The 25,193-nt window shown below is 66.5% G+C and carries 24 protein-coding genes; 12 read left to right on the top strand and 12 right to left on the bottom strand.

Annotation, left to right across the window (positions count from 1 at the left end; all coding sequences use genetic code 11):
• Nucleotides 1-2 precede the first annotated feature (2 nt).
• Entirely contained in the window at nt 3-1,091 is a 1,089-nt protein-coding gene (locus tag ACWHYQ_RS13010) for a DUF362 domain-containing protein (protein WP_447972550.1), read from the top strand.
• A gap of 10 nt (nt 1,092-1,101) precedes the next feature.
• Here the strand turns inward: ACWHYQ_RS13010 and ACWHYQ_RS13005 are convergent, their stop codons facing one another.
• Together ACWHYQ_RS13005 and ACWHYQ_RS13000 are read right to left on the bottom strand one after the other, a co-directional pair.
• Complete coding sequence (locus ACWHYQ_RS13005; protein ID WP_447972549.1) at nt 1,102-1,662, bottom strand: OmpH family outer membrane protein; 561 nt, start codon at nt 1,660-1,662, stop codon at nt 1,102-1,104.
• Nucleotides 1,663-1,819: 157 nt separating this feature from the next.
• Entirely contained in the window at nt 1,820-2,902 is a 1,083-nt protein-coding gene (locus ACWHYQ_RS13000; protein WP_447972548.1) for a GGDEF domain-containing protein, read from the bottom strand.
• 151 nt (nt 2,903-3,053) lie between these two features.
• On the opposite strand from ACWHYQ_RS13000, the gene ACWHYQ_RS12995 reads away from it, so the two are divergent.
• Complete coding sequence (locus ACWHYQ_RS12995; protein WP_447972547.1) at nt 3,054-3,713, top strand: SGNH/GDSL hydrolase family protein; 660 nt, start codon at nt 3,054-3,056, stop codon at nt 3,711-3,713.
• Nucleotides 3,714-3,789: 76 nt separating this feature from the next.
• Here the strand turns inward: ACWHYQ_RS12995 and zwf are convergent, their stop codons facing one another.
• The 3 genes from zwf to ACWHYQ_RS12980 form a co-directional block, all read right to left on the bottom strand.
• Nucleotides 3,790-5,307, bottom strand: coding sequence for a glucose-6-phosphate dehydrogenase (gene zwf / locus ACWHYQ_RS12990; RefSeq protein ID WP_447972546.1), 1,518 nt, complete (start codon nt 5,305-5,307; stop codon nt 3,790-3,792).
• Nucleotides 5,308-5,345: 38 nt separating this feature from the next.
• Nucleotides 5,346-6,239 carry a phosphogluconate dehydrogenase (NAD(+)-dependent, decarboxylating) gene (gnd, locus tag ACWHYQ_RS12985; protein WP_447972545.1) on the bottom strand — a complete coding sequence of 298 codons (894 nt, stop codon included), beginning with the start codon at nt 6,237-6,239 and terminating at the stop codon, nt 5,346-5,348.
• Between the two features lie 219 nt (nt 6,240-6,458).
• Nucleotides 6,459-7,760, bottom strand: coding sequence for an IS1380 family transposase (locus tag ACWHYQ_RS12980; RefSeq protein ID WP_447972544.1), 1,302 nt, complete (start codon nt 7,758-7,760; stop codon nt 6,459-6,461).
• 158 nt (nt 7,761-7,918) lie between these two features.
• Here ACWHYQ_RS12980 and ACWHYQ_RS12975 point away from each other — a divergent pair, with 158 nt between their 5' ends.
• Both ACWHYQ_RS12975 and ACWHYQ_RS12970 read left to right on the top strand, forming a co-directional pair.
• Nucleotides 7,919-9,097, top strand: coding sequence for an ISL3 family transposase (locus ACWHYQ_RS12975; protein ID WP_447972543.1), 1,179 nt, complete (start codon nt 7,919-7,921; stop codon nt 9,095-9,097).
• Nucleotides 9,098-9,169: 72 nt separating this feature from the next.
• On the top strand, nt 9,170-9,301 hold the full coding sequence (locus ACWHYQ_RS12970) for a hypothetical protein (protein WP_447972542.1): 132 nt from the start codon (nt 9,170-9,172) through the stop codon (nt 9,299-9,301).
• Nucleotides 9,302-9,331: 30 nt separating this feature from the next.
• Here ACWHYQ_RS12970 and ACWHYQ_RS12965 read toward each other — a convergent pair whose 3' ends face one another.
• From ACWHYQ_RS12965 to ACWHYQ_RS12950, 4 genes are all read right to left on the bottom strand, one after another.
• A complete protein-coding gene (locus ACWHYQ_RS12965) occupies nt 9,332-10,078 on the bottom strand; it encodes a hypothetical protein (RefSeq protein ID WP_447972541.1) in 747 nt (248 codons plus the stop codon).
• A gap of 163 nt (nt 10,079-10,241) precedes the next feature.
• The gene (locus ACWHYQ_RS12960) at nt 10,242-10,466 is read right to left on the bottom strand and encodes a hypothetical protein (protein WP_447972540.1); all 225 of its coding nucleotides are present in this window, start codon (nt 10,464-10,466) and stop codon (nt 10,242-10,244) included.
• A gap of 67 nt (nt 10,467-10,533) precedes the next feature.
• On the bottom strand, nt 10,534-11,568 hold the full coding sequence (ltaE, locus tag ACWHYQ_RS12955) for a low-specificity L-threonine aldolase (protein ID WP_447972539.1): 1,035 nt from the start codon (nt 11,566-11,568) through the stop codon (nt 10,534-10,536).
• 46 nt (nt 11,569-11,614) lie between these two features.
• The gene (locus tag ACWHYQ_RS12950; RefSeq protein WP_447972538.1) at nt 11,615-12,856 is read right to left on the bottom strand and encodes a hypothetical protein; all 1,242 of its coding nucleotides are present in this window, start codon (nt 12,854-12,856) and stop codon (nt 11,615-11,617) included.
• Between the two features lie 174 nt (nt 12,857-13,030).
• Here ACWHYQ_RS12950 and ACWHYQ_RS12945 point away from each other — a divergent pair, with 174 nt between their 5' ends.
• The 4 genes from ACWHYQ_RS12945 (at nt 13,031) to ACWHYQ_RS12930 (ending at nt 19,896) form a co-directional block, all read left to right on the top strand.
• Nucleotides 13,031-14,398, top strand: a complete 1,368-nt coding sequence (locus ACWHYQ_RS12945; protein ID WP_447972537.1) for a glutamate-5-semialdehyde dehydrogenase — start codon at nt 13,031-13,033, stop codon at nt 14,396-14,398.
• Nucleotides 14,399-14,440: 42 nt separating this feature from the next.
• On the top strand, nt 14,441-15,943 hold the full coding sequence (locus ACWHYQ_RS12940; RefSeq protein ID WP_447972536.1) for a class I SAM-dependent methyltransferase: 1,503 nt from the start codon (nt 14,441-14,443) through the stop codon (nt 15,941-15,943).
• Between the two features lie 71 nt (nt 15,944-16,014).
• Nucleotides 16,015-17,922: a B12-binding domain-containing radical SAM protein gene (locus ACWHYQ_RS12935; protein ID WP_447972535.1), complete on the top strand. Its 1,908-nt coding sequence runs from the start codon at nt 16,015-16,017 to the stop codon at nt 17,920-17,922.
• 9 nt (nt 17,923-17,931) lie between these two features.
• A complete protein-coding gene (locus ACWHYQ_RS12930; RefSeq protein ID WP_447972534.1) occupies nt 17,932-19,896 on the top strand; it encodes a B12-binding domain-containing radical SAM protein in 1,965 nt (654 codons plus the stop codon).
• Nucleotides 19,897-19,982: 86 nt separating this feature from the next.
• Here ACWHYQ_RS12930 and ACWHYQ_RS12925 read toward each other — a convergent pair whose 3' ends face one another.
• Nucleotides 19,983-20,231 (bottom strand): hypothetical protein, encoded by a 249-nt coding sequence (locus ACWHYQ_RS12925; RefSeq protein WP_447972533.1) that lies wholly within the window; start codon nt 20,229-20,231, stop codon nt 19,983-19,985.
• 138 nt (nt 20,232-20,369) lie between these two features.
• Between ACWHYQ_RS12925 and ACWHYQ_RS12920 the strand changes: the two genes are divergently transcribed.
• The 4 genes from ACWHYQ_RS12920 (at nt 20,370) to ACWHYQ_RS12905 (ending at nt 24,148) form a co-directional block, all read left to right on the top strand.
• The gene (locus tag ACWHYQ_RS12920) at nt 20,370-21,608 is read left to right on the top strand and encodes a hypothetical protein (protein WP_447972532.1); all 1,239 of its coding nucleotides are present in this window, start codon (nt 20,370-20,372) and stop codon (nt 21,606-21,608) included.
• A gap of 83 nt (nt 21,609-21,691) precedes the next feature.
• Nucleotides 21,692-22,624 carry a PhzF family phenazine biosynthesis protein gene (locus ACWHYQ_RS12915; RefSeq protein ID WP_447972531.1) on the top strand — a complete coding sequence of 311 codons (933 nt, stop codon included), beginning with the start codon at nt 21,692-21,694 and terminating at the stop codon, nt 22,622-22,624.
• A 59-nt stretch (nt 22,625-22,683) separates the two neighbouring features.
• A complete protein-coding gene (locus tag ACWHYQ_RS12910; RefSeq protein ID WP_447972530.1) occupies nt 22,684-23,718 on the top strand; it encodes a zinc-binding dehydrogenase in 1,035 nt (344 codons plus the stop codon).
• Nucleotides 23,719-23,746: 28 nt separating this feature from the next.
• Nucleotides 23,747-24,148 carry a CBS domain-containing protein gene (locus ACWHYQ_RS12905; RefSeq protein ID WP_447972529.1) on the top strand — a complete coding sequence of 134 codons (402 nt, stop codon included), beginning with the start codon at nt 23,747-23,749 and terminating at the stop codon, nt 24,146-24,148.
• Between the two features lie 92 nt (nt 24,149-24,240).
• Here the strand turns inward: ACWHYQ_RS12905 and ACWHYQ_RS12900 are convergent, their stop codons facing one another.
• Nucleotides 24,241-24,744 (bottom strand): MogA/MoaB family molybdenum cofactor biosynthesis protein, encoded by a 504-nt coding sequence (locus ACWHYQ_RS12900; protein ID WP_447975567.1) that lies wholly within the window; start codon nt 24,742-24,744, stop codon nt 24,241-24,243.
• A gap of 98 nt (nt 24,745-24,842) precedes the next feature.
• Nucleotides 24,843-25,169, bottom strand: coding sequence for a (2Fe-2S) ferredoxin domain-containing protein (locus tag ACWHYQ_RS12895; RefSeq protein WP_447972528.1), 327 nt, complete (start codon nt 25,167-25,169; stop codon nt 24,843-24,845).
• Nucleotides 25,170-25,193: the final 24 nt, after the last annotated feature.

Raw genomic sequence — 25,193 nt, 5'->3', positions numbered from 1 at the left:
CGATGACGCATGGCGGGTTTTTCGCATTGACGCGCCGCGAGCTGCTGGCCCGGCTCTGGTTCGGGCTCGCGTTCCTGCCGGCGCTGGCCTTCGCGCCGCGCTCCCTCTGGCGCGCTCTCCTCTTCGAGCCGGATGGGCCCCTGGTGCCCGCCAAGCCGGTCCCGCCCAATCCCTTCACGCGCGACGGCCGGGCGCTGGTCGCCCTGGTGCACGGGACCGACCCGGCCGCGATGCTGAGCGAGGGGGTAGCCTTGCTCGGCGGGCTCGACCGGCTCGGGCTCACGGGAAAACGCGTGCTCTTGAAGCCGAACGTCGTCAACGACCGCCGGCCGCCCAGCACAACGGCGCCGGAAGTCGTCGCCGCGGTCGCCCGGCTCGCGCGCGGCGCCGGGGCTGCCGAGGTCGTCATCGCCGACAGCTCCGGGATGATCCGGTTTCCGACCACCAAGAATCTGGAGGCGACGGGGATGCGTCGCGTCGCCGAGTCCGCCGGCGCGCGCCTGCTCGCGTTGGAGGACGAACCGTGGGTGCGCGTCGAGCCCGCCGCGGCTGCGACCCTCACGCGCTATTACGTCTCGAAGCCGGTGTATGAGGCGGAGGTCTTCATCAACCTGCCGGTGGTGAAGACCCACCGGTTCGCCCACTATTCCTGCGGCCTCAAGAACCTGGTGGGAGTCACGCATCCGCGCTACCGTCCGTCCTTGAGCTTCCTCTCGGGGGACTGGCACGAGCGCATCGCCGAGCTGAACCTCGCGGTCCACCCGGCGCTCACGATCGCGGACGCCACCACCGTGATGATCGCCGGCGGGCCGACTAGCGGCACCTCGGCTCGGGCCGACCTGCTGCTGCTCAGCGGTGACCGGGTGGCGCTGGACGCGGTGGCGGTGGCGTTGCTCCGCACCTACGGCGAGTGGCCCAGGGTCCTGGAGCGAGGGGTGTGGGAGCAACGGCAACTCGTGCGGGCGATCGAGCTGGGACTGGGGGTCGCGGGGCCCAATCAGGTCGAGCTGGTCGCGCGCTCGATCGGCGGAGACGCGCCCGCCTTCGAGCGCCTGGTCGAGCGGATCCGGCGCGACGTGGGAGTGGGGTAGCGGGCTTCGGTTACTTGTTCACCCGGTCGAATTCTTTGATGACCTGATCAGTGATGTCGAGGGCCTCCCGGTTGTAAATGACGATCTTGATCGAGTTCTCGCTCCCCTTATCCACGACCAGCGAAAACCCGGCCCGCTCCGCCACCGACTTGGTGGCAGCGGCGATTTTCTGCATGTACTCATCCACCAACTCCTTCTGCTTGGCGGCCAGCTCCTGGTTGAATTCTTGAACCCGACGCTGGTAGGCCTGAACTTTGCCTCTGAACTGCTCCTCCTTCTCCCGCTTCTGGTTCTCGCTCAAGGTGGCCTCCTGGTCCTTGAGCTGCTTCTGGAGGCTCTTGAGCTCCTCCTCGTCGCTGGCGAGGAGCTTCTGGCGGGTGGCGGCGTATTCGCGGAGGCCGTCGAGGGCGCGCTTGCCGGCCTTCGATTTCTCCAGCACGGCCTGGGGGTCCACGACCGCCATCTTGAACGTCTCGGCGGCTGCGGCGACACGGGAGAGGCCGACCAGGATCGAGAGTGTCAGCACGGCGATCAGGAGTGTTCCGGTTGCCGTCCCGCGAGCGCGTTGCATACAGGTCCGCTCCTTTCTGGGTTCCAGCGGTCTCGACTGCGGTCCGTCTGGGCTTCGTCCAAGGGCGGGAGAATAGCCCTGCGCCTGGAGCCCTGTCAAGATCGGGGCGCGGCGGCCGCAGGCCGGCGCCGTTACGCGGAGTGCGTGGTCGCGCCTTTCAGGGCTGGAGCTGCGGTTCCCAGTCGGACGCCTGATCCAGCAACGGCATGTGGCAGACCTGGTTCCGGCCCTTGCGCTTGGCGGTATAGAGGGCCAGGTCCGCCACCTTGAGCATGGTGGCCGGCGATGGGTGGCTGCTCTTGCCCGGCTCGTACGTGGTCATTCCGATGCTGGTGGTGAGCGGGATGGTCCGGTCCCCGTTCCGGAACAGGGTCCGCTCTACGGCCTTCCGGAGCCGCTCCCCGGCTGCGATCGCGCCCTCGGTGTCCACGCGGGGAAGAAGCCAGACGTATTCGTCGCCGCCGACGCGCCCAACCAGGTCGTAGCCCCGCCGCTGCTCGATCAGAACGGATGCGTACTCCCGCAGAATCTGGTCGCCCGCGTCGTGGCCGTAGGTGTCGTTGATCCGCTTGAACCCGTCGATGTCCATCATGGCGCAGGAGAGAGGCGACTCGAACCGCTTGGCCTCTTCGAGCGCCCGGGTCAGCGCTTCCTGGATGTGTCGCCGGTTGGGCATGCCGGTTAGCTCGTCGTGCGTCGCCGCATAGGCGAGGCGCTCCTTGTCCTTCCGTTCCCGCTCCGCGAATTCGCCCATGAGTCCGTAGAACAGGGTGACGACAAGGAAGAAGGGCATCCGGAGCAGGACCGAGCCGAGCGGGGTGGTGCCCGGCTCGTAGAGCAGGGCGAAAGCGCCGTAGGCCACGCAGGTCACCGTCGCCAGGAGCAAGGCGCGGGGTAGGCTGCCCGCCGCACCGGCAATCATGATGATGCCGAAGTAGACGACGAACAGGTCCGTTCCCGTCGTGCCCGTCGCGTAGAGCGTGGCCGGGACCAGCAGCGTGTCTAGGAGGACCAGGATCGTCGCCACGGCGGTCATGTTGATGAGGTTCGGCAGGATGTACAGGCACACGATGTTACTGACCAGCATAAGGCTGACGAAGCGGATCGCCTGGAACGTGGAGAGGGCGTCCTGGTTTCCCAAGAGGATGTGGGCGGAGAGGACGAGTACGACCAGCCACTGCAGGATCGGGATGGGCTTGATGATGTGGTGGTGCTGCTCCCAACTGGTCGCAATGGCCATGGGGGCCTCTTCCGGCGTTGAAGGTGGGCCCATTCTTGCCGTCCACGAGGCGTTTGTCAATTCCGCGCGCTCGCGGCTACAATGGCGGCCCTGTCGGCGAGGGCGGGCGCGGCGCCCCCGGGCGCGCGGCCGCCCTGCCCGAGAAGAGCCGGTGAAGTCCGACGAGTCCGTTCCGCTCATCGTCTGCTTCGGCGACAGCCTGACCGCGGGGTACCAGGCTCCGACTCTGGACTGCCCTTCCGTGAGAGAGACCCCCTACGGGGTCTTTCTTCGGGAGCGACTGGCCGGCGCGGCCCGGGTGGCGGTCAGCGGCGTCTGCGGCGAGGTCACGGCCGACATGGCTGCCCGGTTCGGCGCGGACGCTCTGGCGGCCAAGCCGGCCTTTGTGATCATCCTGGGTGGGACGAACGACCTGGGGTGGTGGCTGGCTCCCCGGGACATTCTCCAGAACCTCGTCGCGATGTACGAGCAGGCGCTGGCGGCCGGGACCCAACCGATCGCGGTCACGGTGCCTTCGATCCGAATCGGGGGTGAGCCGGGCACGCCGGCGGAGCGAGCCTGGGAACAGGCGCTGATCGCACCCCGCGAGGCCCTGAACCGCATGATCGCGGAATTCTGCGCTGGCCGCGGGCTGGCCTGCGTGGATCTGTTCCAGGCGACCCTTGAGCCCGGCACGCGCCGGCTCGCCCGCGCCTATTCCAACGACGGGCTGCACCTCACGACCGACGGGTATCGCCGGTTCGCCGACCTGCTCTACCACCAGGTGTTTCGCCCGCTGGGAAGCACAGGGCACGGGATGCGGGACAGGTGACGGGGGAGTTGCGGTCCTGCGTTCCCGTCCTGCGTTCCCGTCCTGCGTTCCCGTCCCGCGTCCCGCGTCACGGGGTTCAGAGGATCCGCCACGCGCGCCCGTCGCTCGCGATGAACCGGTCCGCGTCGGCCGGGCCCCAGGAACCCGCCGGGTATTCCAGGAGGGTCCGCGGGCCCACCTCTTGCCAGGCTTCCAGGATCGGCGTGATCCAGGCCCAGGAAGCCTCCACCGCGTCGCGGCGCATGAAGAGCGAGGCGTCCCCGGCCATCACGTCCAGGAGGAGCCGCTCGTAGGCTTCGGGCGAAGGGGAGCCGAAGGCGTCGCCGTACTTGAAGCTCATGTCCACCGGGTGCGTGCGCGCGCGGGAACCGGGCACTTTGGAGATGATCCGCAGGGACATCCCCTCCTCGGGCTGGATCCGGAGCGTGAGGAGATTGGGGGCCTGGGCCGCCGCGGGATCGGCGTTGAAGAGGATCCTCGGGATATCCTTGAACTGCACAGCCACCTCGGTCGAGCGCTTCGGCAACGCCTTGCCGGTGCGCAGATAGAACGGGACGCCAGCCCAGCGCCAGTTATCGAGGAACAGCTTGAGGGCGACGTAGGTCTCCGTGACCGAATCCGCCCGGACGCCCGGCTCGCTCCGATACCCCCGGACCTCCATCCCGCGAATCTTGCCCGGGCCGTACTGGCCCCGCACCGTATATCGCTCCACGTCCGGGCCGACGATCGGCCTGAGGCAGCGCAGGACGTCAATGCGCGCGTTGCGGACCACGTCCGGGTGGAGGGAGTAGGGCGGCTCCATCGCCACGAGACACAGCAACTGGAGCAAGTGGTTCTGGACCATGTCCCGCAACGCGCCGGTGCCCTCGTAGTAGGTCGCCCGGGAGCCCACGCCTTCCTCTTCGCTGACCGTGATCTGGACGTGGTCGATGTACTTGTTGTTCCAGAGCGGCTCGAAGATGCTGTTGGCGAACCGCAGCACCATGATGTTCTGGACCGTCTCCTTGCCCAGATAGTGGTCAATGCGGAAGATTTGGGATTCGTCGAAGACCCGCCCGAGCGTTTCGTTGATGGCCTGGGCCGACTGGAGGTCGTGCCCGATCGGCTTCTCGACAATCACCCGGCAGAACGGCCGGGCCGCCGCCGGAGGCCCGACCAAGCCGGCACGGGTCAGGCCCTCGCAGGCCGCTTCGATGGAGGTCGGCGGGATGGCCAGGTAGAAGATCCGGTTGCCCGGAAGGTGCAGAGCCGCCTCGATCTGCTCCAGCCTGCTCTTGAGTCCCTCGTAGTCCTTGGGGGCCTCGATCGAGGCGACGACGTAGAAGAGGCGCCGCTCGAACTCGGCCCACGAGCCGTCCGTCACGGCCTGCCGGGAGTACTTCGCGATGCCCTCGCGCGCCCCGGCGCGGAAACCCTGGTCGCCAAGCGGCTTCCGGCCGGTTCCAAGCACCGCGTAGTTGGATGGGAGCAGCCCGTCGAGCAGCAGGTTGTAGAGGGCCGGGAGCAGTTTCCGCTTGGCGAGGTCGCCCGACCCGCCGAAGATGACAAGCGTGCAGGGCTGGGCGAGCAAGGCGCGGTTGGGCTCACTGGGCATCGGGTGCTCCTCGGTGATCGGCGCGGGTCGCCTGGTCCTCAGCGCCGGACCGCATGGCCGCCGAAGGCGTTACGCAGCGCGGCCAGCAGCTTTTCGGCAAACGATTCCTCCTGGCGGGACCGGAAGCGGGTGAACAGCGCCGCGGTCAACGTGGGAACCGGGACGTCTTTCTCGATCGCGTCGAGAATCATCCAGCGTCCCTCTCCGGAGTCCTGCACGTAGCCCTTGATGCCTTCGAGCCGCGGGTCCTTCGCCAGGGCGCCGGCCGCGAGCTCGAGCAGCCAGGAGCGGACGACGCTCCCGTGCATCCAGAGGTCGGCGATGCGGGCGAGGTCGAGCTTGTACTCGCTTTTCGCCATCAGCTCGAAGCCCTCGGCGTAGCCCTGCATCATGCTGTACTCGATGCCGTTGTGGATCATCTTGACGTAGTGCCCCGCGCCGGTGCCGCCCACGTGCGCCCAGCCGCGCTCAGGGGCGAGCGTCGTGAAGATCGGCTCCAGCCGCTTCACCGCTGGTTCTTCCCCGCCGACCATCAAGCAGTAGCCGACCGTCAGGCCCCAGATGCCACCGCTGGTCCCCACGTCCACGTAGTGAAGTCCGCGTGCCGTGAGGTCGGCGGCGCGACGGACGTCGTCGTGGTAGCGGGTGTTGCCGCCGTCCACAACCGTGTCGCCCGGCTGGAGCAGCGCCGCGACCGCCTGCACCGTCTCCTCGGTCGGGGGACCGGAGGGGACCATGATCCAGACCGCCCGGGGCGGGCTGAGCTTCTGCGCCAGATCAGCGAGCGAGGCGGCGCCGATGCAGCCCTGGGCCTCCGCCTGCGCGATCAGCGCGGGGTTGCGGTCATACACCACGACGCGGTGCTGGTCGCGCCGGAGGCGCGTCACCATGTTCATGCCCATCTTGCCGAGGCCGACGAATCCGATTTCCATGGCCATCCTCTCTGTGCATGGACGCCTAGCCGGCGCCGAGGCCCAATCCTATCACACCCGCCGGTCGGGGTCCTGCTCTTTCAAGATTGCCGTTTTTTTTCGGCTCTTCAGGAAATTGTGTGGGTCACTGATCCCTCTTGCGCTATGCTCGGTTCCTCGAAAGGAGGACCCGAGCGATGCGCGACTTTGAACCTGAATCCGGCGTGAAAAGCGCGGGCGTCACAGCCTAAGTCGCTGGATCTGATGCAGGGCGTACTTCCACGCGGCCTCTCGATAGCCGCTGGCCGGTAAGGTCAGGGTGGGACGATTGCGAGCGCGCCGCAACTGGGCGGGCATGGAGAGGATCCGCTGACGCAAGGTCTGAAGGGTGGCGTTCTGGAATTCCAGAGGCAAGCAGAGTCGCTTGAACCAGTTGACGAGGTTGTAGGCTAGCAGAAGAAGATGGAAGTAGGTCTCGTTGGCAAAGAAGTGACGGGTGGGAATGCTGCCCAACGCGTAATCTCCCTTGAGCTGTTTGATGAGCAACTCGACTCCGGCGCGATCGTTGTAGAACCGCCAGAGGTTGAGGGGTCGCAACGGGAGATTCGTGACGAGGACCTGGTAGTGGTACTTGCCGAGCTTGAAGAGTGTCAGCTGGGCGGTGGGCTCTTCGGCCTGCGGGCGACGGATCACGACGAACCGACAGGGATGGGGCCAGCGGGTAGGCTGGTAGCGGAACTCGGCCACCTCGATGCCTCGACTGGGACTGACGTACCGCAGACCCGACAGTTTGCGCTTGATCGGGGCGGTCAGGCGAGCCACGATCACAAATCGGGCCCTGTGTTCTTCCAGCCACTCGATCAGCTTGTGGTCGTAAAACCCTTTGTCCGCGCGGACAATCGTCAACCGGACCCCGGCCGGGATCTTCGCGAAGCACGCCGCGAGGAGGTCGAGCGTCCCGCTGGCGGTATGCGCATCCCCTGGCCGCAACTCGCCGTGCCAGAAATCTTTGGTCTGTCCCTCGAAGCAGAGCAAGGGGTGATACGACGGCCGGCCCCGCTTGACCGGGTTGTAGCCGATCCGAGCTTGCTCCTGACGGCCATAGACCACCAGCACGGTGGAGTCCACGTCCAAGATCAGCCGGGTCGGGGGCCGCGGCCGAACGGTCATCCGGCGCAGAAAGCTGTCGTGCAGGGCGCGCACCTTCGGGAGCGCCGTCGGGGCCACCCGCAGCAGGAAGCGGCGGAGCGTGGTCGCCTCTGGATAGCTCGGCAGGCCGGTGAGAGACTGGAATACGCCATTCTGCCGCAGCAACTGCGTGGTTTCGATCCGTTCGAGCCCGAGGATCATGGGGTACAGCAGGGCGAGCAGCATCTCGCCCATGCTGTACCGGTTGTTCCGCTGGACCACTCGGACATGTCGGGCGATCGCGTCCTTGAAGCCAATCCGGGACAAGAAGCGATGCAGCAGGTAGACGCCGCCGTAATGCGTCAGCGACGCGGCACCGAACCTGATCGTGAGCTTCCGGGGCCCCCGCGGCATTTGAGCCAAAGCTAACACAATGATAGCTTTCGCTCAACTCCCCCGAAGGGGCGCCAGCGGCCCGAGAATGCGCGTCAGCAGAGGATCTTGTCATTACCTGGCGCCGGATTCAGGTTGAACTCTATCAAGCTGTGCTGGGGCTGCAGGCCCCGTGGACCGTGGCCAACGTGGAACTGGACGTGAAGGGACAGCAGGTGACCGTCACCGTGGAGGCCGGACCGGGGCCGTATCCCTGTCCTGAGTGCCAGGCGCCGGTCCCAGGCTATGATCGCAAGCGCCGGCGGTGGCGGCATCTGGATACATGCCAGTTCACCACATGGATCCAGGCGGACCTGCCCCGCGTGAGCGGTCCGACCCATGGGGTCAAGCAGATCGCGGTGCCCTGGGCCGAGCCGGGGAGCCAATTCACCGCCTGGTTCGAACGCCTGGCCATCGACCTGCTCCGCGAGTGCTCGGTCACAGGTGCGGCCGGGCTGCTGCGCATCACCTGGGATGAGGCCTGGGGGATCAAGGAGCGGGCCGTCGCGCGGGGGCTCAGCCGTCGCACCCGGGACGTCGTCGCGCACCTCGGTGTCGAGGAGAAGGCCATCGCGAAGGGGCATCGCGACCTGACGGTGGTGGCCGATCTGGACCGCAGCCGCGTGCTCGATCTGGCGGAGGACCGGAAGCAAGAGAGCCTCGATGGCTTCTGGGCGACGCTGACGCCCGAGCAGCGCGCGGGGATTGAGGCCATCGCGATGGACAGGTGGGAGCCCTACGTCCAGTCCACCCACGCCCATCTCCCCGAGGCCGAGACGACGAGCGTCTTCGACAAGTTCCATATCGCCAAGCACCTCCATGACGCCGTGGACCGCGTGCGCCGGGTCGAGCATCGGACGCTCAAGCAGGACGGGGATGCGCGCCTGACCGGCACCAAGTACCTCTGGCTCATGCGCCCCAAGGACATGACCGCCGAGCAGCAGGCCACCTTCCGGACGCTGCAGCGCAGTGAGCGGACGGTGGCCCGGGCCTGGACCCTCAAGGAGCGCTTCCGCCCGTTCTGGGACGATGCCTCCCCCGGTGCCGCGCAGAACTTCTTTGCCCGCTGGTTCTGGCGCGCCACGCACAGTCGGCTGCGCCCAATGGCCGCCGTCGCCCACCTGATCCGGCGCCATCTTCCGAATGTGTTGACGTATCTGAGGCATCGGCTCACCAACGCGGGGCTGGAAGCGGTCAATGCCACGATCCAGTGGGTCAAGAAGACCGCCCGCGGCTTCCGCAACGTCGAGCACTTCAAGACCGCGATCTACTTCCATTGTGGAGGATTGGATCTCTATCCAACCCACACGAAAGCCTGAAGAGCCTTTTTTTCTAGGCCTCGCGACCGGTGCGGTGTGGGCTGGGCCGATCCACAGGGAGGACGGGCGATTATGCTTCTGGCGCAGGGGCACCTCCGCGTGGCCGGGGGACTCGGGGTGCTGCTTGGGCTGTCGCGCTCGTGGGCGGCGGCGTGCGTGGAGGAGATGGAGACGACGGTGGTGATAGAGATGGCCGAGAAGTAGGCCCGCGCGCGGCAGGGGGCACCGGGGCTGCTAGTCAATCCGCTGCGGGTTCGGAACGTCTTGAAACACCAATCCCGCGAGCTGCTGGCCCGCCGCAATGCGGTCAGCCAGCAACGGGGCCGTCAGGACCCGCTCCGCCGCGTCGCCGATGGCTCGGTCGCGGGTCGCGACGAACCGGAGCATGTCCGCCGGCGCCGTCAACCAGTATCCCCGTAGCCGGAAGAAGGCCTGCAACACCTCCTCGAAGAAGATCCCCAGGAGATACTGAGCGACGGCTGGCTGATGGCTTAGGTCCTCTGCCTTGCCCAGCCAGTGGAGGCATTCTGCCTTGAGCCGGATCTTCTCATGCACGCTGGGCAGCGGCGGTCCCTGCCGGAAGCGCTGGTTGGCCCGCTCCACCAGGCGGGCGCCCGCGCCCTCTAGCTCGAAGAGAATGCGGCCTTTCCGCAGGAGCGGCGGGAGGCGCGGGGCGTGGGCGAGGTCCTGTTCCATGTTCTTCTGGGCGCGGTAGCGGATCTCGACCACCCGCTCCGCGATCCGCACCGTCTCCTCGCCCTCGTCCTGGCCTTTGACGACCGCGATCAAGTCCAGATCGCTGTGGGCGGTCAGGGCGCGGCGCGCGCCAGAGCCGACGAGGATGATCGCCACGAGGTCGCCGCCGCGCTTGCCTCGGACATACCGCACGGCGATCTGGAGGATGGCCTCGAGGCTCGGCTGCTCCGGCGGGGCGGGAGGGCCTGGTGCCTCCTCGGGAATCTCCAGCAGCTCGGCTTGCAATTCTTCCCGCGTGGGCGTCTCGGGCGCCGTGCCTGAAGACGAAGAGGACGGTTGCGAGGACTGATTGTCCATAGTCATGGGCGCTGGACGGGAACTACCCGACTGGCTGGAGGTGGAGGGGCGGGAGTCTGTCTGGAGTGCCCGAATGCGCCGGCCCGACTGGTTACAGGGCGGCCACCGCCCTGATCTGCGGCTCCAGCGAGGCCAGCCACTGCTCAAATGGTGCGTCGGCGTCCACCACGATCTCGAGCTTGCCGTTCGGAAGCCTCCGGACGGCGCCTGGACGGGCGGGCGCAAGCGGGATCTCGACCCATTCGCGCGACAAGCCGAGGCGGTCAGTCAGTTCCAGGATCCGGTGGATCTGATTCAACGAGACCGTGTCCAGCACAGGCCGCTCTCCCTTGCTCCAGCAGCGAGCCGCTGCGAGCGCATTGTATGGAGGAACGGCGGGTCTGTCAATCGCCGCCGCTCAGCACGCGGGCGAAGATGCGACCGGCCTCTTCGATATCGGCGGCGGTCACGTTGAGGTGAGTGACGGCGCGCAGGGTCCGCGCGCCGACCGCGTTGACGAGGACGCCGGCGCTTTTCAGCTCGGCCGCAAGGTCGGCGGCGGTGCGCCGTCGGTCCGTCACGTCAAAAATCACGATGTTCGTCTCGACGCGCGCCGGGTCCACCGAGACGGCTGGCATCCTTGCTAGGGCTTCCGCCAGCCGGCGGGCGTTGTCGTGGTCCTCCTTCAGGCGCGCGATGTGATGCTCCAGCGCGTACAGCCCGGCTGCGGCCAGGGTGCCGGCCTGGCGCATGCCGCCGCCGTACATGCGGCGGTAGCGCCGGAGCTTCTGGATCGTGGCGGCGTCCGAGACGATCAGCGAGCCGACCGGCGCCCCCAGGCCCTTGGAGAGGCAGAACGAGACGGTCTCGAAGTGGCGCGCGTACTCGGCAGCGGGCACGCCGGTGGCGACGACGGCGTTGAACAGCCGCGCGCCGTCCAGATGCATCGGGATGCCGCGCGCGGTCGCGATCGCGCGGATGCGCTCGATCACGCTCAGCGGGTAAACGGTCCCGCCGCCGCTATTGTGGGTGTTCTCCAGGCAGATGAGCCGGGTCTGGATACTGTAGGGATCCTTCGGCCGGATCGCCGCCTCCACCTGCTCCGGCTGCAGGATGCCGCGCTCTCCGAAGACCCAGTGGAGCTGGACCCCCGTCAGCGCCGAGGCGGCGCCGTGCTCGTACCGGACGATATGGGCCTGGCTCTCGACGATGATCTCGTCGCCCGGCCCCGCGTGCGCGCGGATCGCAAGCTGGTTCGCCATGATCCCGGACGGTACGAAGAGGGCCGCTTCCTTCCCGAGCAACGCGGCCGCTCGGGCCTGCAACTGGTTGACGGTCGGGTCCTCACCGTAGACGTCGTCGCCCACCTCCGCCCGAGCCATGGCCTCGCGCATGCCCGGCGTGGGTTTGGTGACGGTGTCGCTCCGGAGGTCAATCATAAAAGCCGTGATGGGTGACAGGTGACCGGTGATGGGGCATCGGGGGTCAGCTCGATAACGAGCGGGCATCCTCGAACCGGTAAGCTTGCCGGTCCAGGACCGCATAGACGGAGAAGATCGGCGTGTTGTAGGGCACGACGGCCGCCTGGCACCCGGGCGCCAGCAACAGGTGCAGGTTCACAAAGTTGAAGCTCAGGCCCTCCTGCCAGGGCTGGCGGGCCGAGGGGACGTAGGCGTGGATTTTCTCGGTCGCGTAGGTCCGGGTGAGCAGTCCCGCGCCGCCCTGCAGCCCGTATTCGTACAGGTCCGGCGCCCCCTGGATCAGCAACGAGATCGCCGAGGCGTCGAACCATACCTTGAAGTTGCAACTGATTTGGATGTAGGGCCCCAGGGCGTTGCTGCTCTCCAGGAAGGCCTGAGGCAAGCCGATCTCCATCGGCACGTCCTTGGGCAGAGGCCGCGCCACGGTCCCCAGTTCCGGCTCCTTGACCGGCGAGGCCGACACGAACAGGAGGTTGGGGTCGTCGAGGCTGATGTCCAGGACCTGGTCGTCGTAGTAGCTGCACAGCTTGCCCAGTTCGTAGCGGAGCGGAAAGGAGTACCCCATCGTCGCGTACCAGATCCGCACCGCTGCGTCCAGGGGATCCTCAGGGCTGCGGCTGATCTTCAGGTCGAAAGGGAGCATCATGTGCAGGGCGCTCGTCCGCGCGCTCATGAAGGGGGCGCAGGCGCCGGCGAACTCCTTGTGGACGGCCGGATTGTCCGGCTCGAACTTCCGCGTCGGGCCCGTGAAATGCTGGGCGTATTTGGCGTCCTTGGTCAGCTTAAACTTGTTCTGATAGTAGGTGGCGGCCCGCTTCTGGGCGACGTTGAGGAAATAGTCGGGGAGATCCGTCTCGACGATGATCCGGTGCTTCTCCATCGGCGCCGCCGGGCTCGGTGGACGCGGCGCCCGCATCGCCTCGTTGTACATCTGCAGCTCCGCCGCGGTCTTTTGGATTTCCTGCCGGAGGTGCCGGGCGAGGCCCGGCTCGGCGAATCGGGTCCGCGGGAGCACGTCCTGCGCCTTCTGGAGGCACTCGAGCTTGTGACTGTAACGCTTGGGCTCCGGCGCGAAAGCGTCGGCAGTCGCCATGAGGAGGTTGAACTGCTCCTCCGGCGTCAGGCCGAGCCGATCCAGTTCGTGCTCCTTGATGAAGGCCAGGGCGAGGGGGCCGAAGGACTCCTCCTTGCGGATGCAGAGGGTCATCAGATAGTTGTACTGGGCCCGGGCGTCATCCGGCAGCATAGCGTCATCTCTTCGGAATGTGCTGCATTCTAAGGGAAGTCCTGGACGAGCCACAAGCCCCGTCGGGCCCTCCGGCCGTTTTGACGCCCTCGAAAACCGCATGCTATAGTCCTCCCGCATTTTCAGAGCCAATCACTCGTCACGCATCACGCGTCGCTTCGCACGGGGTTGGAAATGGTCGAAGTTCCAGTCAAGATCTACATGACGAAGCTGGCCGATCGGGCCCGCGCGGCGGCTCGTCCCCTCGGGTTGCTTCCGGGGCCGGTCAGGGATGCGGCCCTGCTGGCGATGGCCGATCGGTTGGTGGCCGACGAGGAGCGGATTCTGGAGGCCAACCGCGAGGACATTCAGTCCATCGGCAAGACCCTGGAGGGCGAGCCCAACAAGGAGGCGATCAAGGAGGCGGTGGAGCGGGTCCGCCTGACCGCCGAGGCGGTCGCGGAGTTGGCTGAGGGGCTCCGCCGGATCGCCGAGCTGCCGGATCCCGTCGGGGAGGTCACGCGGATGTGGCGCCGCCCCAATGGGATGCAGGTCAGCCGGGTCCGCGTGCCGATCGGGGTGATCGGGGTCATTACGGACTTGGGCCCGAGCGCCCTGATCGAGTCCGCCGGACTCTGCCTGAAGGCCGGGAATGTCTGCATCTTCCGCGCTGGGGTCGAAGCGTTCCGGACCACTGCGGCGGTGGCCGCCAGCCTCGGCGTGGCAGCCGAGCAGGCTGGCCTGCCGGCCGGGGCCCTCAGCTTCGTCGAGCGGACAGAGAAGGAAGCTGTGCTCGAGCTGCTTCGCATGACGAAGCACGTGGACGCGCTCGTCCCGCGTGGCGGCGCGGGGCTGCGCAAGGTGGTCGTCGAGCAGTCCCGCGTGCCGATCCTCTGCCACGATGGGGGCGTCTCCCATGTCTACGTGGACGCCGACGCGGATCTGCCCATGGCCCAGAACATCGTCGTGAATTCCAAGCTGCAGCGCCCGGGCGCGGCGAACGCGTGCGATACGCTGCTCGTCCATCAGGCGGTCGCTCGCACCCTCATCCCGGGTCTGGTCCGTCGGCTGCTTGACGAGTTCAAGGTGGAGGTGCGGGGCTGCCCCAAGACGATTGCGCTCACCGGGTCCCAGCCCATGACCGGCCACAAGGCGGTCGTCGAAGCCACGGAGGAGGATTGGGGGCGCCAGTTCCTGTCTAAGACGCTCGCGATGAAAATGGTCAAGGATATGGATGAGGCCCTCGACCACATCGCGCGATACGGGCCCGGCCAGACGGACACGATCGTGACGCGGGATTACGCCGCCGCCATGCGGTTCGCGCGGGAGGTGGACGCCGCCGCTGTGCTCGTGAATGCCTCCACGCGCCTGCATGCGGGCACCGAGTTCGGCCTGGGGGGGGAGATCGGGATCAGCACCGGGCGCGTCCATGCCCGCGGGCCGATCGGGATCGAGGCGCTCACCTGCGAGAAGTATGTCGTGCTGGGCACGGGCCAGCTCCGGCAGCCGCATCCCGTGCCGGTGGCCTACGAAGACGCGATCATGCTGAAGCGACCTTCGTAAAAACGCGGGATGGGGGACGCGGGACGGGCGACACGAAACCACATGGTGGACCTTGATGAGCACCTGGCCTGGTGGGGGCTCCGTCACGTCGAGTCCGACGAAGCCTACTTCCGCTGGCAGCAGGAGATGATTCCTGCTCAGGATCTGGCCGAGCTGAACCGGCTGGCCGAAGCCAAGCGAGCCCCCGGCGCCGATCCGGCTCTGGACGTCGCCTTCTACGACTATGCGGCGCGGCCGACGATCTTGCCTGTCCTCCAGAGCCAGCGCTATGAGTACTACCAAGGCGTCGGGGGGCTGGTCGCCGAGCGCCTGGCATCGCTGCCCTCCGGTTGCATCCTGGACTTCGGCTGCGGCGTCGGGATCTTGACCACCTTCTACGCGCGGCGGTGCCCGCAACTCGTCTTTGTGGGCGTGGACCGGTCTCCGGCCTCCATCGCCGCCGCGACGGAGCGGGCCGGGGCGCTCGGCCTCCGTAACCTCCGGTTTGAATGTCTCGATCTGGCCAGCCAGGTGCCGGCCGGGCCCCCGGACGGATCATTTGACGCGGTCGTCTGCACCCATGCGCTGCTCCAGGCCGAGCAGGACCCTGGGCTGTTTAGCCGGGACTGGCGGACATTCGAGCGGCCGCAAGACGCCGAAGCGCAGGCGGACTTCGAACGACGGACCGGGCTGGGGCCGAGGCTGGATGCGCTCCGGCGCCTCCTCGCCCCGGACGGCCGGCTGGTCGTCTTCGAGAAGTCGAGGCGCCTGGCGCGCCGGGTGCCCTTTCAGCGTGCCCTGGCCGCCCGCGGGCTGACCCTGCTCGAATCGCCCGTGCCCCTCCGCTATCGGCTCGTCGAGGATGTCGTGGACGACGGGCCGCTCTATGTGCTGGGCCCGAGTTCCGGCTCGCCTGGGCCGGGTTCGGTTGCCTGGAGCGAAGACCCCGAGGCCGATCCCGGCGAGGATCTGTTTCGGTGCCGGAGTGAGGCCGCCAAGTTTGTCTGGGGCCGCCTGCCGGCGAAGAAGTCGTTGGGCGAGAGGCGGCGGCCGGGCGGGGCCCATGGGGCGATCCAGATCGAGTGGGGGGAGTCCGCCGGTGTGCTGGCCTATCTGTATGTCGCGACGGACGACCGGCTCCAGGTGCTTCTGGTCGGCGGGCAAGGGGTGGGGACGATCACGCGCGCGGTCGAGCTGGCGACGAGCGACGATGAGGCCCTGGTGGCACTCGTCGAGGCGCTGGGCCTTCCCTCCGGCGGGGAGGAGCCTCCGCCGGAGCAGACGCCGCTTTATGAAAACCACGGGGCGATCGCCCAATTGATCCACCGAGCCCTCCTCGGGGCACGAATCCTGGAGGAATCAACGGTTCGGACGCCCGCCGGGGTCCAGAAGCACGTCGAGGTGGGGGAGCTGGCCGGGCTGCGGTACCTGTACCTGGCCACCACGGCGGACGAACGGCAGCTCCTTCTGGTCGAGCGCGAGCGGGGAGGCCTGCTGACGGGCTATTACCGGGAGCTGACCGCCTCCTCCGATTTGCCCTTGACCTCCGCTTCTGGGTGTCAATAGAATGCCGCTATAATGGGCTCGGCCCTGAAGTTTCCAGGGGATCGAGGTCACCGGATGAGGAGGATGGCGGCATGAGGATTGAGTACTCCAAGGGCGCACGAGCGACGCCCGAGCTGATCCAGCTTCATCGCCGGCAGTCGGATGGGGCCTCCGGCGGCCGGAAGATGAAGGTCATGCTGGTCTTTCCCCCCGATTGGTACCCCTCCGAGCCCTACCTAAGCCTGCCGACCCTGACCGCCGTCCTCCGCGCCGCCGGCCACCAGGTCGTCCAGAAGGACGTGAACCTGGAGATGTACGACTGGTACTTCAGCGGCGACTTCCTGCACCGCGTCCTTCGGCGCGTCCCGCAACAGCTCGACCGGCTCCGCAAGCTGGCGCGCAAGCGGGAGCTGGAGGACTGGGAGCGGGACCTGCAGCTCGCGCTCTGCGAGCTGACTCGGGACCGCATCGCCGAGCTGACGGAGAAGGCGGAGCGGGCCAAGCGGATCGTCCGCGGCCAGGAGTTCTACGACGCCGAGAAGTTGGAGTGGGCAATCAACACCTTCCGGGAGATCACCGCGACCATCTCGCTCGTCTATGCGCCGGCGCGCATCTGCATGCCGCCGATGGAGACCGACCTGTCCTACAAAGTGTTTGTGTCGTCGGAACTCCTGGACGCGGTCCAGGACACCCAGGTGAACATCTATCGGGACGTCTTCGAGCACATCCTCAAGCCCGCGATCGAGACGGAGCGGCCGGATGTGATCGGGATCTCGATCGTGCTCCAGCAGCAGCTCTTCTCGACGATGACCTTCTGCGCGCTCATCAAGGAGCAGTTCCCGACCATCCACGTGACGATCGGCGGCAACACGGTGACCCGGCTTCGCGACGTACTGCCGCAGAAGCCCAGCCTCTTCAGCCTGTTCGACACAGCCGTGATCTACGAAGGTGAGACGGCGTTTCTCCAGTTGATCGAGGCGGTGGGAGCGGGGCGGGAGCTGTCCGGGGTGCCGAACCTGATCTACAAGGACGCGGCGGGCATCCACACTTCTGAGCTGACCTATGCGGAGGACATGCACGCGCTGCCGCCGCCGGACTTCGATGGGCTGCCGCTCGAGAAATACTTCGTGCCGGACCGGATCCTGCCCTATCTCGCGACCCGCGGCTGCTACTGGGGCCGGTGTGAGTTCTGTGACCATGGCGAGGGGTACACGGCCGGCTATCGGACGAAAAAGATTGACGAGATCATCGAGGAAATCCGCTATCTTAAAGAGAAATACTCCACACGGCACTTTCACTTTACCGACGAGTCCTATCCGCCGGCGCTGTTCCGCAAGCTCACCAGGCGCCTGATCGAGGCGAAGCTCGACATCCTATGGACGACCCACATGCGCTTCGAGCGGAGCCTGCTTGATGAAGGAGTGTGGCGGGATGCGGCGGCCTCCGGCTGCCGGTACCTGCACTTCGGCTTTGAGTCGGGGAACGAGCGCGTGCTCAAGCTAATGGACAAGGCGACGACGGGCGATGTGATCCGCCGGAGTCTGCAGCTTTCCGCCGGCGTGGGGATCTGGAACCATGTCATGGGCTTCTTCGGCTTCCCCGGGGAAACGCGGGAGGAGGCGCTGGACTCCATCCGATTCCTGGAGGAGCACAAGGACCTGGTCCATTCGATCGGATTCGGGACCTTCGATCTGAGCCGGCACACGCCGGTCGCCAAAAACCCTGAGAAGTTCGGGGTCACCCCCTATGTGAATCCGGAATGGGACCTGGCGCTGGACTACTACTACACGGTCCGGGAAGGGTTGAGCGTCGAGGAGGCCGAGGAAGTCTTCGAGGAGTTTGAGCGTAGTCATTACCCCGGGTGGGACCTGAAGATTTTCATTCGGGAGTACGTCTTCCTCTATGTCGCCCGGTTCGGCACGAACCGGCTCCCGGCGCTCCAGTTCCGCCCTCCGGAAGTCGGGGTCGGGGACCTGAGCCCGGTCGGCGGCAAAGCCTGATAGCCGGCCATGAGCTTGATCCAGCTCGACAGCAAACTGCCCACCGCCCGCGACGGGCGCAAGCTGAAGACCCTGCTCCTGTTCCCGCCCGAGTGGGTGCCCACCGCGCCCTACCTCGCGCTGCCCTGCCTCACCGCCGTGCTCCGACAGTACGGCTACCCGGTCGTCCAGAAGGACGTCAACATCGAGATGTACGACCTCTTCTTCAGCGACACCTTCCTCGTGTGGGCGCGGACGCGCATGGCGATGCAGCTCCGGGCGCTGGAGGCCAGGGCGAAGGTCGAAGGGCTGAGCGAAGCAGAGACCGACCAGCAGGCCCTGCTCGCCGAGAAGCTAGCTGTGGACGTCTTCGAGCTGGCCGAGCGGGCCGAGTCGGCTAAACGGATCGTCCGCAGCGAGGCGTTCTACGATGCGGACAAGCTCGAGTGGGCGCTCAACACGTTTCGGCTCGTCATGCAGTACATCTCCGCCGCCTACTATCCGGCCTCGATCGTGTTCTATCCGATGGAGAGCAACCTGGGGTACCGGCCGGGCGTGTCCCGCGAGGTGTTCGCGTGCCTGGAAGACGAGCAGGTGAACGTGTACCGGGATGTCTGTCGGCAGCTCGTGCTCCCCGCCGTCAGCAAGGAGGCCCCGGACGTGGTCGGGGTCTCGATCGGGACCCAGATGCAGCTCATGGCCGGGCTGACCTTCTGCAAGATGATCAAGGAAGCCTTCCCGCACATCCACGTCACGGTCGGCGGGAACGTGATCACCCGGCTGCACGAGGACTTCCCGAAGCAGACGCGCTTCTTCGACGAGGTCTTCGATTCGGCGATCCTCTACGAAGGCGAGCACGCGCTGGTGTGGCTCCTGGAAGCGCTCAGCGGGGTGCGGAGCTTCGGCTCCGTGCCGAACCTGATCTGGCGCGACGCGGCAGGCATCCACGTGAACCGGGAGATCTACACCGAGAAGACGACGGCGCTGCCGTTGCCGGATTTCGACGGGCTGCCCCTGGACAGCTATTTCGTGCCGGTCCGCATCCTGCCGTACCTGGCGACGCGCGGCTGTTACTGGGGCCGCTGCACCTTCTGCGATCACGGGCAGGGCTACTTCGATCAGTACCGGGGCATGCCAGCCCAACTCGTCGTGCAGCAGGTCAAGGCGCTCAAGGAGAAGTACGGGGCCGAGCACTTCCTGTTCGCCGACGAGTCGTATCCGCCCGCGCTGTTCAAGAAGGTCGTCCAGCTTCTGGTCGAGCAGGACGTCGGGATCAAGTGGACCACCCTGATCCGCTTCGAGGAGTCGCTCCAGGATCCCGAGATTTGGAGGCTGGCCGCACGGTCGGGCTGCTGCACGTTGTACTACGGGATGGAGTCGGCCAACGAGCGCGTCCTCGGGCTCATGGACAAGCACGTCAAGAAGTCCGTGATCGAGCGCAACCTCCGCGAGGCCGCCAAGGCCGGCATCTGGAACCACGTCATGGCCTTCTACGGCTTCCCGGGTGAGACACGGGAAGAGGCCGAGGAGACGCGGCGGTTCATCCTCGACAACAAGGAATATATCCACTCGGTCGAGCTGTTCTATTTCGTGGCCTACCGGCACACCCCGATGGTGCGGAACCCGGAGAAATTCGGGATCACGATTCACAAGCAGGAGGAGTACGATCTCCCGCTGGACTATTACTACACCCTCAACGAGCCGAACGGGATCGGCTGCCTGGAGGCCATGCAACTCTGCGAGGAGTTCTATCAGAACGACTTCGAGCCCTGGGCGGTCCGGGTGAACGCCCGGGAGCACGTCTTTCTGTACATCTCCAAGTTCGGCACCAACCGGCTCCCGCAGATCTACGTCAAGCGGAAGGCGGGCGAGCCGGTCCGCGGGGCCGACAGCGTGACGGGGCTCGTGACCTGGCCCGTGGCGAGGGGCGATGCTGAGGCGGCGAAGGAGAGCGAACGGTCAATGGCCCGCGTCGTCAGCCACGCTATCTCATAAGGGGACAGCGCACTTAGCGCGTAGCGAACAGCAGGGGCAAGCGCAACGTTCTGGAGCCGCGAGCTGAAGGTTTGGCTACCGGCGCGCTAGTCGTTGCCGGCTCTGTCCTCCAGGCGAGCGAGCAGGAGCTGGTAGGCCGCCTCGATCTCTCGGGTCATGGCCTCGCCCTTTTTGTACATCTGCATGTACTTCCGGGGGTTGTTCGTGAGATTGGCGTATCGGTGCGGATGCCAGGTGGCCAACAGCTCCCGGCGCTTCCGCTCGAGGCGTTCGCGGTCGGGCAGCTCGGCCAGGCCGAAGAGTTCCAACGCGCGGGCGAGGTTGAGATCCGGCATGGTCAGGGGGCGGCGGTCAGTGGTCGGTGACGGACACCGTCCGAGCGTCGACGGGCTCAGTGTGGCAAAGGGCTGGACCGCCTGTCAATCGGCGTGCCGACGCCTCGCCGGGCTCGCTGGTCGAGGGTGATCGCATCCATGGGCACCGCGCTCCCGATCCTCCAGCCGACTCCGATCTTCACGGGCAAGGATTACCGCGAGGCGCTCCGTCTGGAGATGGACGCTGGGAAGATCCCCATCAGCCTCGGCAAGACCTGTCCGGTGAAGTGCGAGTTCTGCTACGAGATCGACCATTCCTACCGGGAGACGATGGATCCCCCCCGGACGACTCAGGAGGACTGGGAGTTCATCCTCGATTACATCCAGAAGAAGCCGACGGACCCCAAGCAGTTCTGGTGCCTGGGGGGCAACGAGTACATGGAGTGGACGGACCTGTTCCTCCATCCAAAGGCGATGGAGTGGGTCGAGGACTTTCTCAAGTACACGGACAAGAACCTGACCTTCTTCACAGTCGGATTCGTCCACGTACCGAAGATTCATCAGCTCGCGGCCCAGTATCCCGGCCGGATCAACTTCGAGCTGTCCGTAATCACGCTCGGCCGGTACCGGCAGCGGCTCATGCCGCACGCGCCCTCGGTGAAGCACCTCATGAAGGTCCTGGACGGACCGGCGGTCTCCTCGGCGAACTTCTACTGCTTCGACCGCGACACCATGTCGTGCGACGCGGTCGAGATCTCCCGGATCAATCAGAAATGCGTGCTGTGGATGGGGTGCCTCACGCCGGTCCGGGGCATCAAGGAGGAGACGGCGGCCCTCATGCGCCAGGGGCGGAAGTTCCTGGCCGAGGAAGCCCAGCGGATCTACGAGGCCGGCCTGCCCAACCTGCAGACGATCCACACCGAGTCCTACATCACCGCCTTCTTGAACCGGAAGGCGATCGTGAGCCTGTTCGACTCGCTCGAGCTGGAGAAGAAGGACACCGTCGTGGTCAGCGGGAGCGTCCACCGGATCCTGACGATGTACCGCAAGAACCGAGCCCGGTTCCTCTACGTGCCCAACGCCACGCTCGGTGGCGACTCCGACTGCACCGTCCTGCTCACCTTCGACGACATTGCCCGTCGCTTGACGACCGAACGGGTCGTGCATATTCCGAAGTGCGTCATGCAATCGGGACGGGGCGACTACACGGATATCGCGGGCGTGACGCTGGCCCAATTCATCAAAAAGACTGGGGTGAAGGTGCGGGTGCTCCACAAGATTGACACCGCCTTCGCCAACCGACGCCTCTACCGGAACGGCTACCTACGGAATTACGTGGAAGACTACGTCCGCAACCCGTTGACCCAGTCCTACGAAGCGCTCCCCCTGCCGGCGTGAGACGCTCTGGCCCGCCGTCCGGCCGACGGGCCGGGCGCGTTGACAAACCCCCCGGCGGTTCCCTAGAGTAGCCGGCAGCCCGTATGAAGCCGCAGCGCCGTACGCTCAGGGTTTATCAGGCCGACGTCTTCACCGACCTGCCGTTTGGCGGTAACCCTGTGGCAGTGATCCCCGAAGCCGACGCGCTGAGCGACTGGGAGCTCCAGCAGATCGCCCGCGAGATGAACCTCTCCGAGACGGTCTTCGTGCTCCCGCCCGCGGACCGCTCGGCTTCCGCGAAGATCCGGATCTTCACCCCGACCCAGGAGATCCCCTTTGCCGGGCATCCGGTCATCGGCGCGTTTTTCGTCCTCGGCACGTTGCGGCGCCTTTCGCTCATGGAGCCGGTGACCTCCGTCAGTTACGAGTGCAACATCGGCGTCTTTCCGGTCGAGCTGTACGTGCGCCAGGGCGAGATCCTCCGGGTCGTCATGTCCCAGCCCAAGCCGGAGTTCTTGGGGCGGATCGAGCCGGTCAAGGACCTGTTCGAGGTCGCCAACGCCCTGGGGCTTGCCAAGAGCGCGATCACTGGCACCAAGTTCCCGGTCGAGGTGGTCTCCACCGGGTTGCCGGTCATCATCGTGCCGGTACGGACGCTGACGGCGGTCCGGTCCATCGTGCCGAACGTGGCCGCCATCAACGAGCTGTGCGCCCGCTACGGGGCCAACGGTCTCATGGTCTTCACGACCGTGACCGTGGAGGCAGCCTCCAGCGTGCACACGCGCATGTTCGCCCCCTCGATCGGCGTGCCGGAGGATCCGGCGACGGGAAGCGCGAGCGGAGCCCTGGGCGCCTACCTGGTCCAGAATGGCGTCGTGGAAGTCGGGCCGACGACCGAGATCATCGCGGAGCAGGGATACGAGGTGGACCGGCCCTCCCGGATCGTGATTCAAGTGGAATCGGAAGACGACGCGATCCAGGCAGTCAAGGTAGGCGGGCAGGCGGTGTTGATCATGGAAGGGACGCTTACCTTTTAGGTGAGTGTTGCGTTGCACACGCACTCAAAACTCCAAGCTAGACACTGGCAGTTGGTCTCATGAAGGCTGTGGTGTTTCATGAGCATGGGGGGCCGGAGCGCCTCTCCTATGAGGACGTGGCGCCTCCGCGGGTCGGGCCGCGGGATGTGCTCGTTCGGGTCCGCGCCTGCGCGCTGAACCATCTGGATATCTGGATTCGGCAGGGCATCCCGGCCTACAAGATCCCGCTCCCGCACATCTCCGGCTGCGACATTGCTGGCGTCGTCGAACGGCTTGGAAGCGAGGCGTCGGGCGTCTCGGTCGGCGACCGGGTCTTCGTCTCCCCCGGGGTGAGCTGCTGGCGCTGCGCCGCCTGCCTGGCGGGCCGAGACAACGAGTGTCCATCCTATTCCCTCATCGGTGCCCAGGTGGACGGTGGCTACGCGGAGCTGGTCGCGGTGCCAGACCTGAACGTCCTCCCGATCCCCGGGACCCTGAGCTTCGAGGAGGCGGCTGCCTTTCCGCTCGTCTCGGTCACGGCCTGGCACATGTTGTTCACGCGCGCGGGCCTCAAGCCGGGGGAGGACGTCCTCGTCATGGGGGCGGGCAGCGGAGTCGGGAGCATGGCCGTCCAGTTCGCCAAGGCGGCCGGCGCCCGCGTCTTCACGACCGTCGGGTCCGAGGAGAAAGTGCCGAAGGCCCGGGCGCTGGGCGCCGAGGCGGTGCTCCTGCACGGCGCGGAGGATCTGGCGAAGCAGGTCAGGGCCCTGACAGGCGGGCGCGGGGTGGACGTCGTGATCGAGCACATCGGCCCGGCGGTCTGGGACGCCTGTCTCGGGGCATTGGCCAAGGGGGGCCGGCTCGTGACCTGCGGCGCGACGACCGGGCCGGAGGTCAAGGTGGATCTCCGGTACCTCTTCTCGCGCCAACTCACCCTGCAGGGGTCCTACATGGGGACCAGGGCGGAACTGTTGCAAGCGGCGGCGCTGGTCGGGCGCGGGCAGGTGAAGCCAGTCGTGGATCGCGTCTTTCCGCTCGCGGAGGCGCGGGCCGCCCAAGAGTGGATGCTGAACCGGCGGGTGTTCGGGAAGCTGGTGTTGTCGGTTGGAGCATGAGGGCTCGTTGACGAAGGGGGACTCGCACATGTCTACACTGCCTCAGGTGATGCGCAGGGAGCTGAAGAAGATCGCCCATACGGCCTCGGTGCGGGATGCGGCCACGCGGATGCGCGACGAGCGGATCGGCTCGCTGCTGGTGGAGAAGGGCGGGGAGCTGGTCGGCATCGTCACCGAAACCGACATCGTCCGCCGGGCGGTCGCGGCCGGATTGGACCTGGCGAAGCTGACGGTGGGGCAGATCATGACGAGTCCCATCGTGACGATCGAGGCATCCCGGACGCTGCAGGACGCGCACGACATGATGGGCGATCTCGGAGTCCGCCATCTCGGCGTGACCGAGGCTGGCAAGCTCGTTGGCCTGGTCTCCGTCCGCGACCTGCTGGTCTACTTCAAGCGCGTGTCCGAGCCGAAGATCATGCAAGATTGATAGGGCGAGGGGCTAGAGGCCAAGGGTGAAGGTTGACAGGATAGGCGTCGGAAAGCTTCCCTCTCGCCGCTTGCCTCGTTCCTCTAGCCGGTCTATTTCGCGAGTTCGCGGATGATGTGGCCCAGCTCGGGCAGGATAAGCTTTTCCATGGCGAGCCGCACCGCGGCTTCAGAGCCCGGCGTGGAGAAGAGGATGCGGCCCTTGTAGAGGCCGGCGGTGGCCCGGCTCATGATGGCCGGCGAGCCGATGTCCAGGTAGGTCAGGTACCGGAAGATCTCTCCGAATCCGTCGAGCCGCTTCTCCAGGAGGGCGTCCACGGCCTCGAAGGTGGAATCGCGCCGCGAGATGCCCGTTCCGCCGTTGATGATGACCGCCTGGACTCCGTCCTGCCTGACACCTGCCTCGATCAGAGCCCGGATCGCCGCGGGCTCGTCCTTGACGACGTGATAGCCGACGACCTCGTGTCCGGCCTCCGTCAGCAAGCGCCGAATCAGCGCACCGCTCGTGTCAGTCTCGGGCGTTCGGGTGTCACTGCACGTGATGACGAGACAGCCCACCCGCCGCGGCGCGTGACGCTTGTGCTCCTCGTGGGACAAAGAGGCGGCTCCCGGCCGCTGCTCCGCAGCGCCCTGCTCGTGCCGATGCTGCTCCCCATTCATGGGTCGCCTTTGCCAGAGGGCCGCTCAGCGCAGAATCAGGCCCAGACGAAATCCGGGTTGAGGCGCGCGACGGGTTGTCCCTTGCCGATGTGCTCGTCGAGGATCGCGGGCACGTCCGCTTCCTTGACCCTGGAATACCAGATCCCGTCCGGATAGACGACGACCGTCGGGCCGTGCTCGCAGGGCCCCAAACAGGCCGATCCGGTCACCAACACCTCGCCCGGCTGGTAGCCGCGCTCCATCAGTCCCATGTTGAAGGCCATCAGCACGCCGGGAGAGCCGGCCCCGCCGCAGGACGGCTTGGGATGGCCGGGGGGACGGCTGTTCGTGCAGACGACGATGTGATATTTCGGTTTCGGCATGGGGGGCTCCTTTTCAGTTCTGGT

The organism is Nitrospira sp. Kam-Ns4a (assembly GCF_965152595.1).
Note: the sequence above shows the minus strand (reverse complement) of the source record. Positions and strands in the feature narration are given on the sequence as shown.

Coding starts and splice junctions, on each gene's coding strand:
- ACWHYQ_RS12910 (WP_447972530.1), top strand. CDS start 22,684: ATGAAGGCTGTGGTGTTTCATGAGCATGGGGGGCCGGAGCGCCTCTCC.
- zwf (WP_447972546.1), bottom strand. CDS start 5,307: ATGCCCAGTGAGCCCAACCGCGCCTTGCTCGCCCAGCCCTGCACGCTT.
- ACWHYQ_RS13010 (WP_447972550.1), top strand. CDS start 3: ATGACGCATGGCGGGTTTTTCGCATTGACGCGCCGCGAGCTGCTGGCC.
- ACWHYQ_RS12930 (WP_447972534.1), top strand. CDS start 17,932: ATGAGCTTGATCCAGCTCGACAGCAAACTGCCCACCGCCCGCGACGGG.
- ACWHYQ_RS12920 (WP_447972532.1), top strand. CDS start 20,370: ATGGGCACCGCGCTCCCGATCCTCCAGCCGACTCCGATCTTCACGGGC.
- ACWHYQ_RS12895 (WP_447972528.1), bottom strand. CDS start 25,169: ATGCCGAAACCGAAATATCACATCGTCGTCTGCACGAACAGCCGTCCC.
- ACWHYQ_RS12950 (WP_447972538.1), bottom strand. CDS start 12,856: ATGCTGCCGGATGACGCCCGGGCCCAGTACAACTATCTGATGACCCTC.
- ACWHYQ_RS12935 (WP_447972535.1), top strand. CDS start 16,015: ATGAGGATTGAGTACTCCAAGGGCGCACGAGCGACGCCCGAGCTGATC.
- ACWHYQ_RS12905 (WP_447972529.1), top strand. CDS start 23,747: ATGTCTACACTGCCTCAGGTGATGCGCAGGGAGCTGAAGAAGATCGCC.
- ACWHYQ_RS12980 (WP_447972544.1), bottom strand. CDS start 7,760: ATGCCGCGGGGGCCCCGGAAGCTCACGATCAGGTTCGGTGCCGCGTCG.
- ACWHYQ_RS13005 (WP_447972549.1), bottom strand. CDS start 1,662: ATGCAACGCGCTCGCGGGACGGCAACCGGAACACTCCTGATCGCCGTG.
- ACWHYQ_RS12940 (WP_447972536.1), top strand. CDS start 14,441: ATGGTGGACCTTGATGAGCACCTGGCCTGGTGGGGGCTCCGTCACGTC.
- ltaE (WP_447972539.1), bottom strand. CDS start 11,568: ATGATTGACCTCCGGAGCGACACCGTCACCAAACCCACGCCGGGCATG.
- ACWHYQ_RS12945 (WP_447972537.1), top strand. CDS start 13,031: ATGGTCGAAGTTCCAGTCAAGATCTACATGACGAAGCTGGCCGATCGG.
- ACWHYQ_RS13000 (WP_447972548.1), bottom strand. CDS start 2,902: ATGGCCATTGCGACCAGTTGGGAGCAGCACCACCACATCATCAAGCCC.
- gnd (WP_447972545.1), bottom strand. CDS start 6,239: ATGGAAATCGGATTCGTCGGCCTCGGCAAGATGGGCATGAACATGGTG.
- ACWHYQ_RS12915 (WP_447972531.1), top strand. CDS start 21,692: ATGAAGCCGCAGCGCCGTACGCTCAGGGTTTATCAGGCCGACGTCTTC.
- ACWHYQ_RS12925 (WP_447972533.1), bottom strand. CDS start 20,231: ATGCCGGATCTCAACCTCGCCCGCGCGTTGGAACTCTTCGGCCTGGCC.
- ACWHYQ_RS12970 (WP_447972542.1), top strand. CDS start 9,170: ATGCTTCTGGCGCAGGGGCACCTCCGCGTGGCCGGGGGACTCGGGGTG.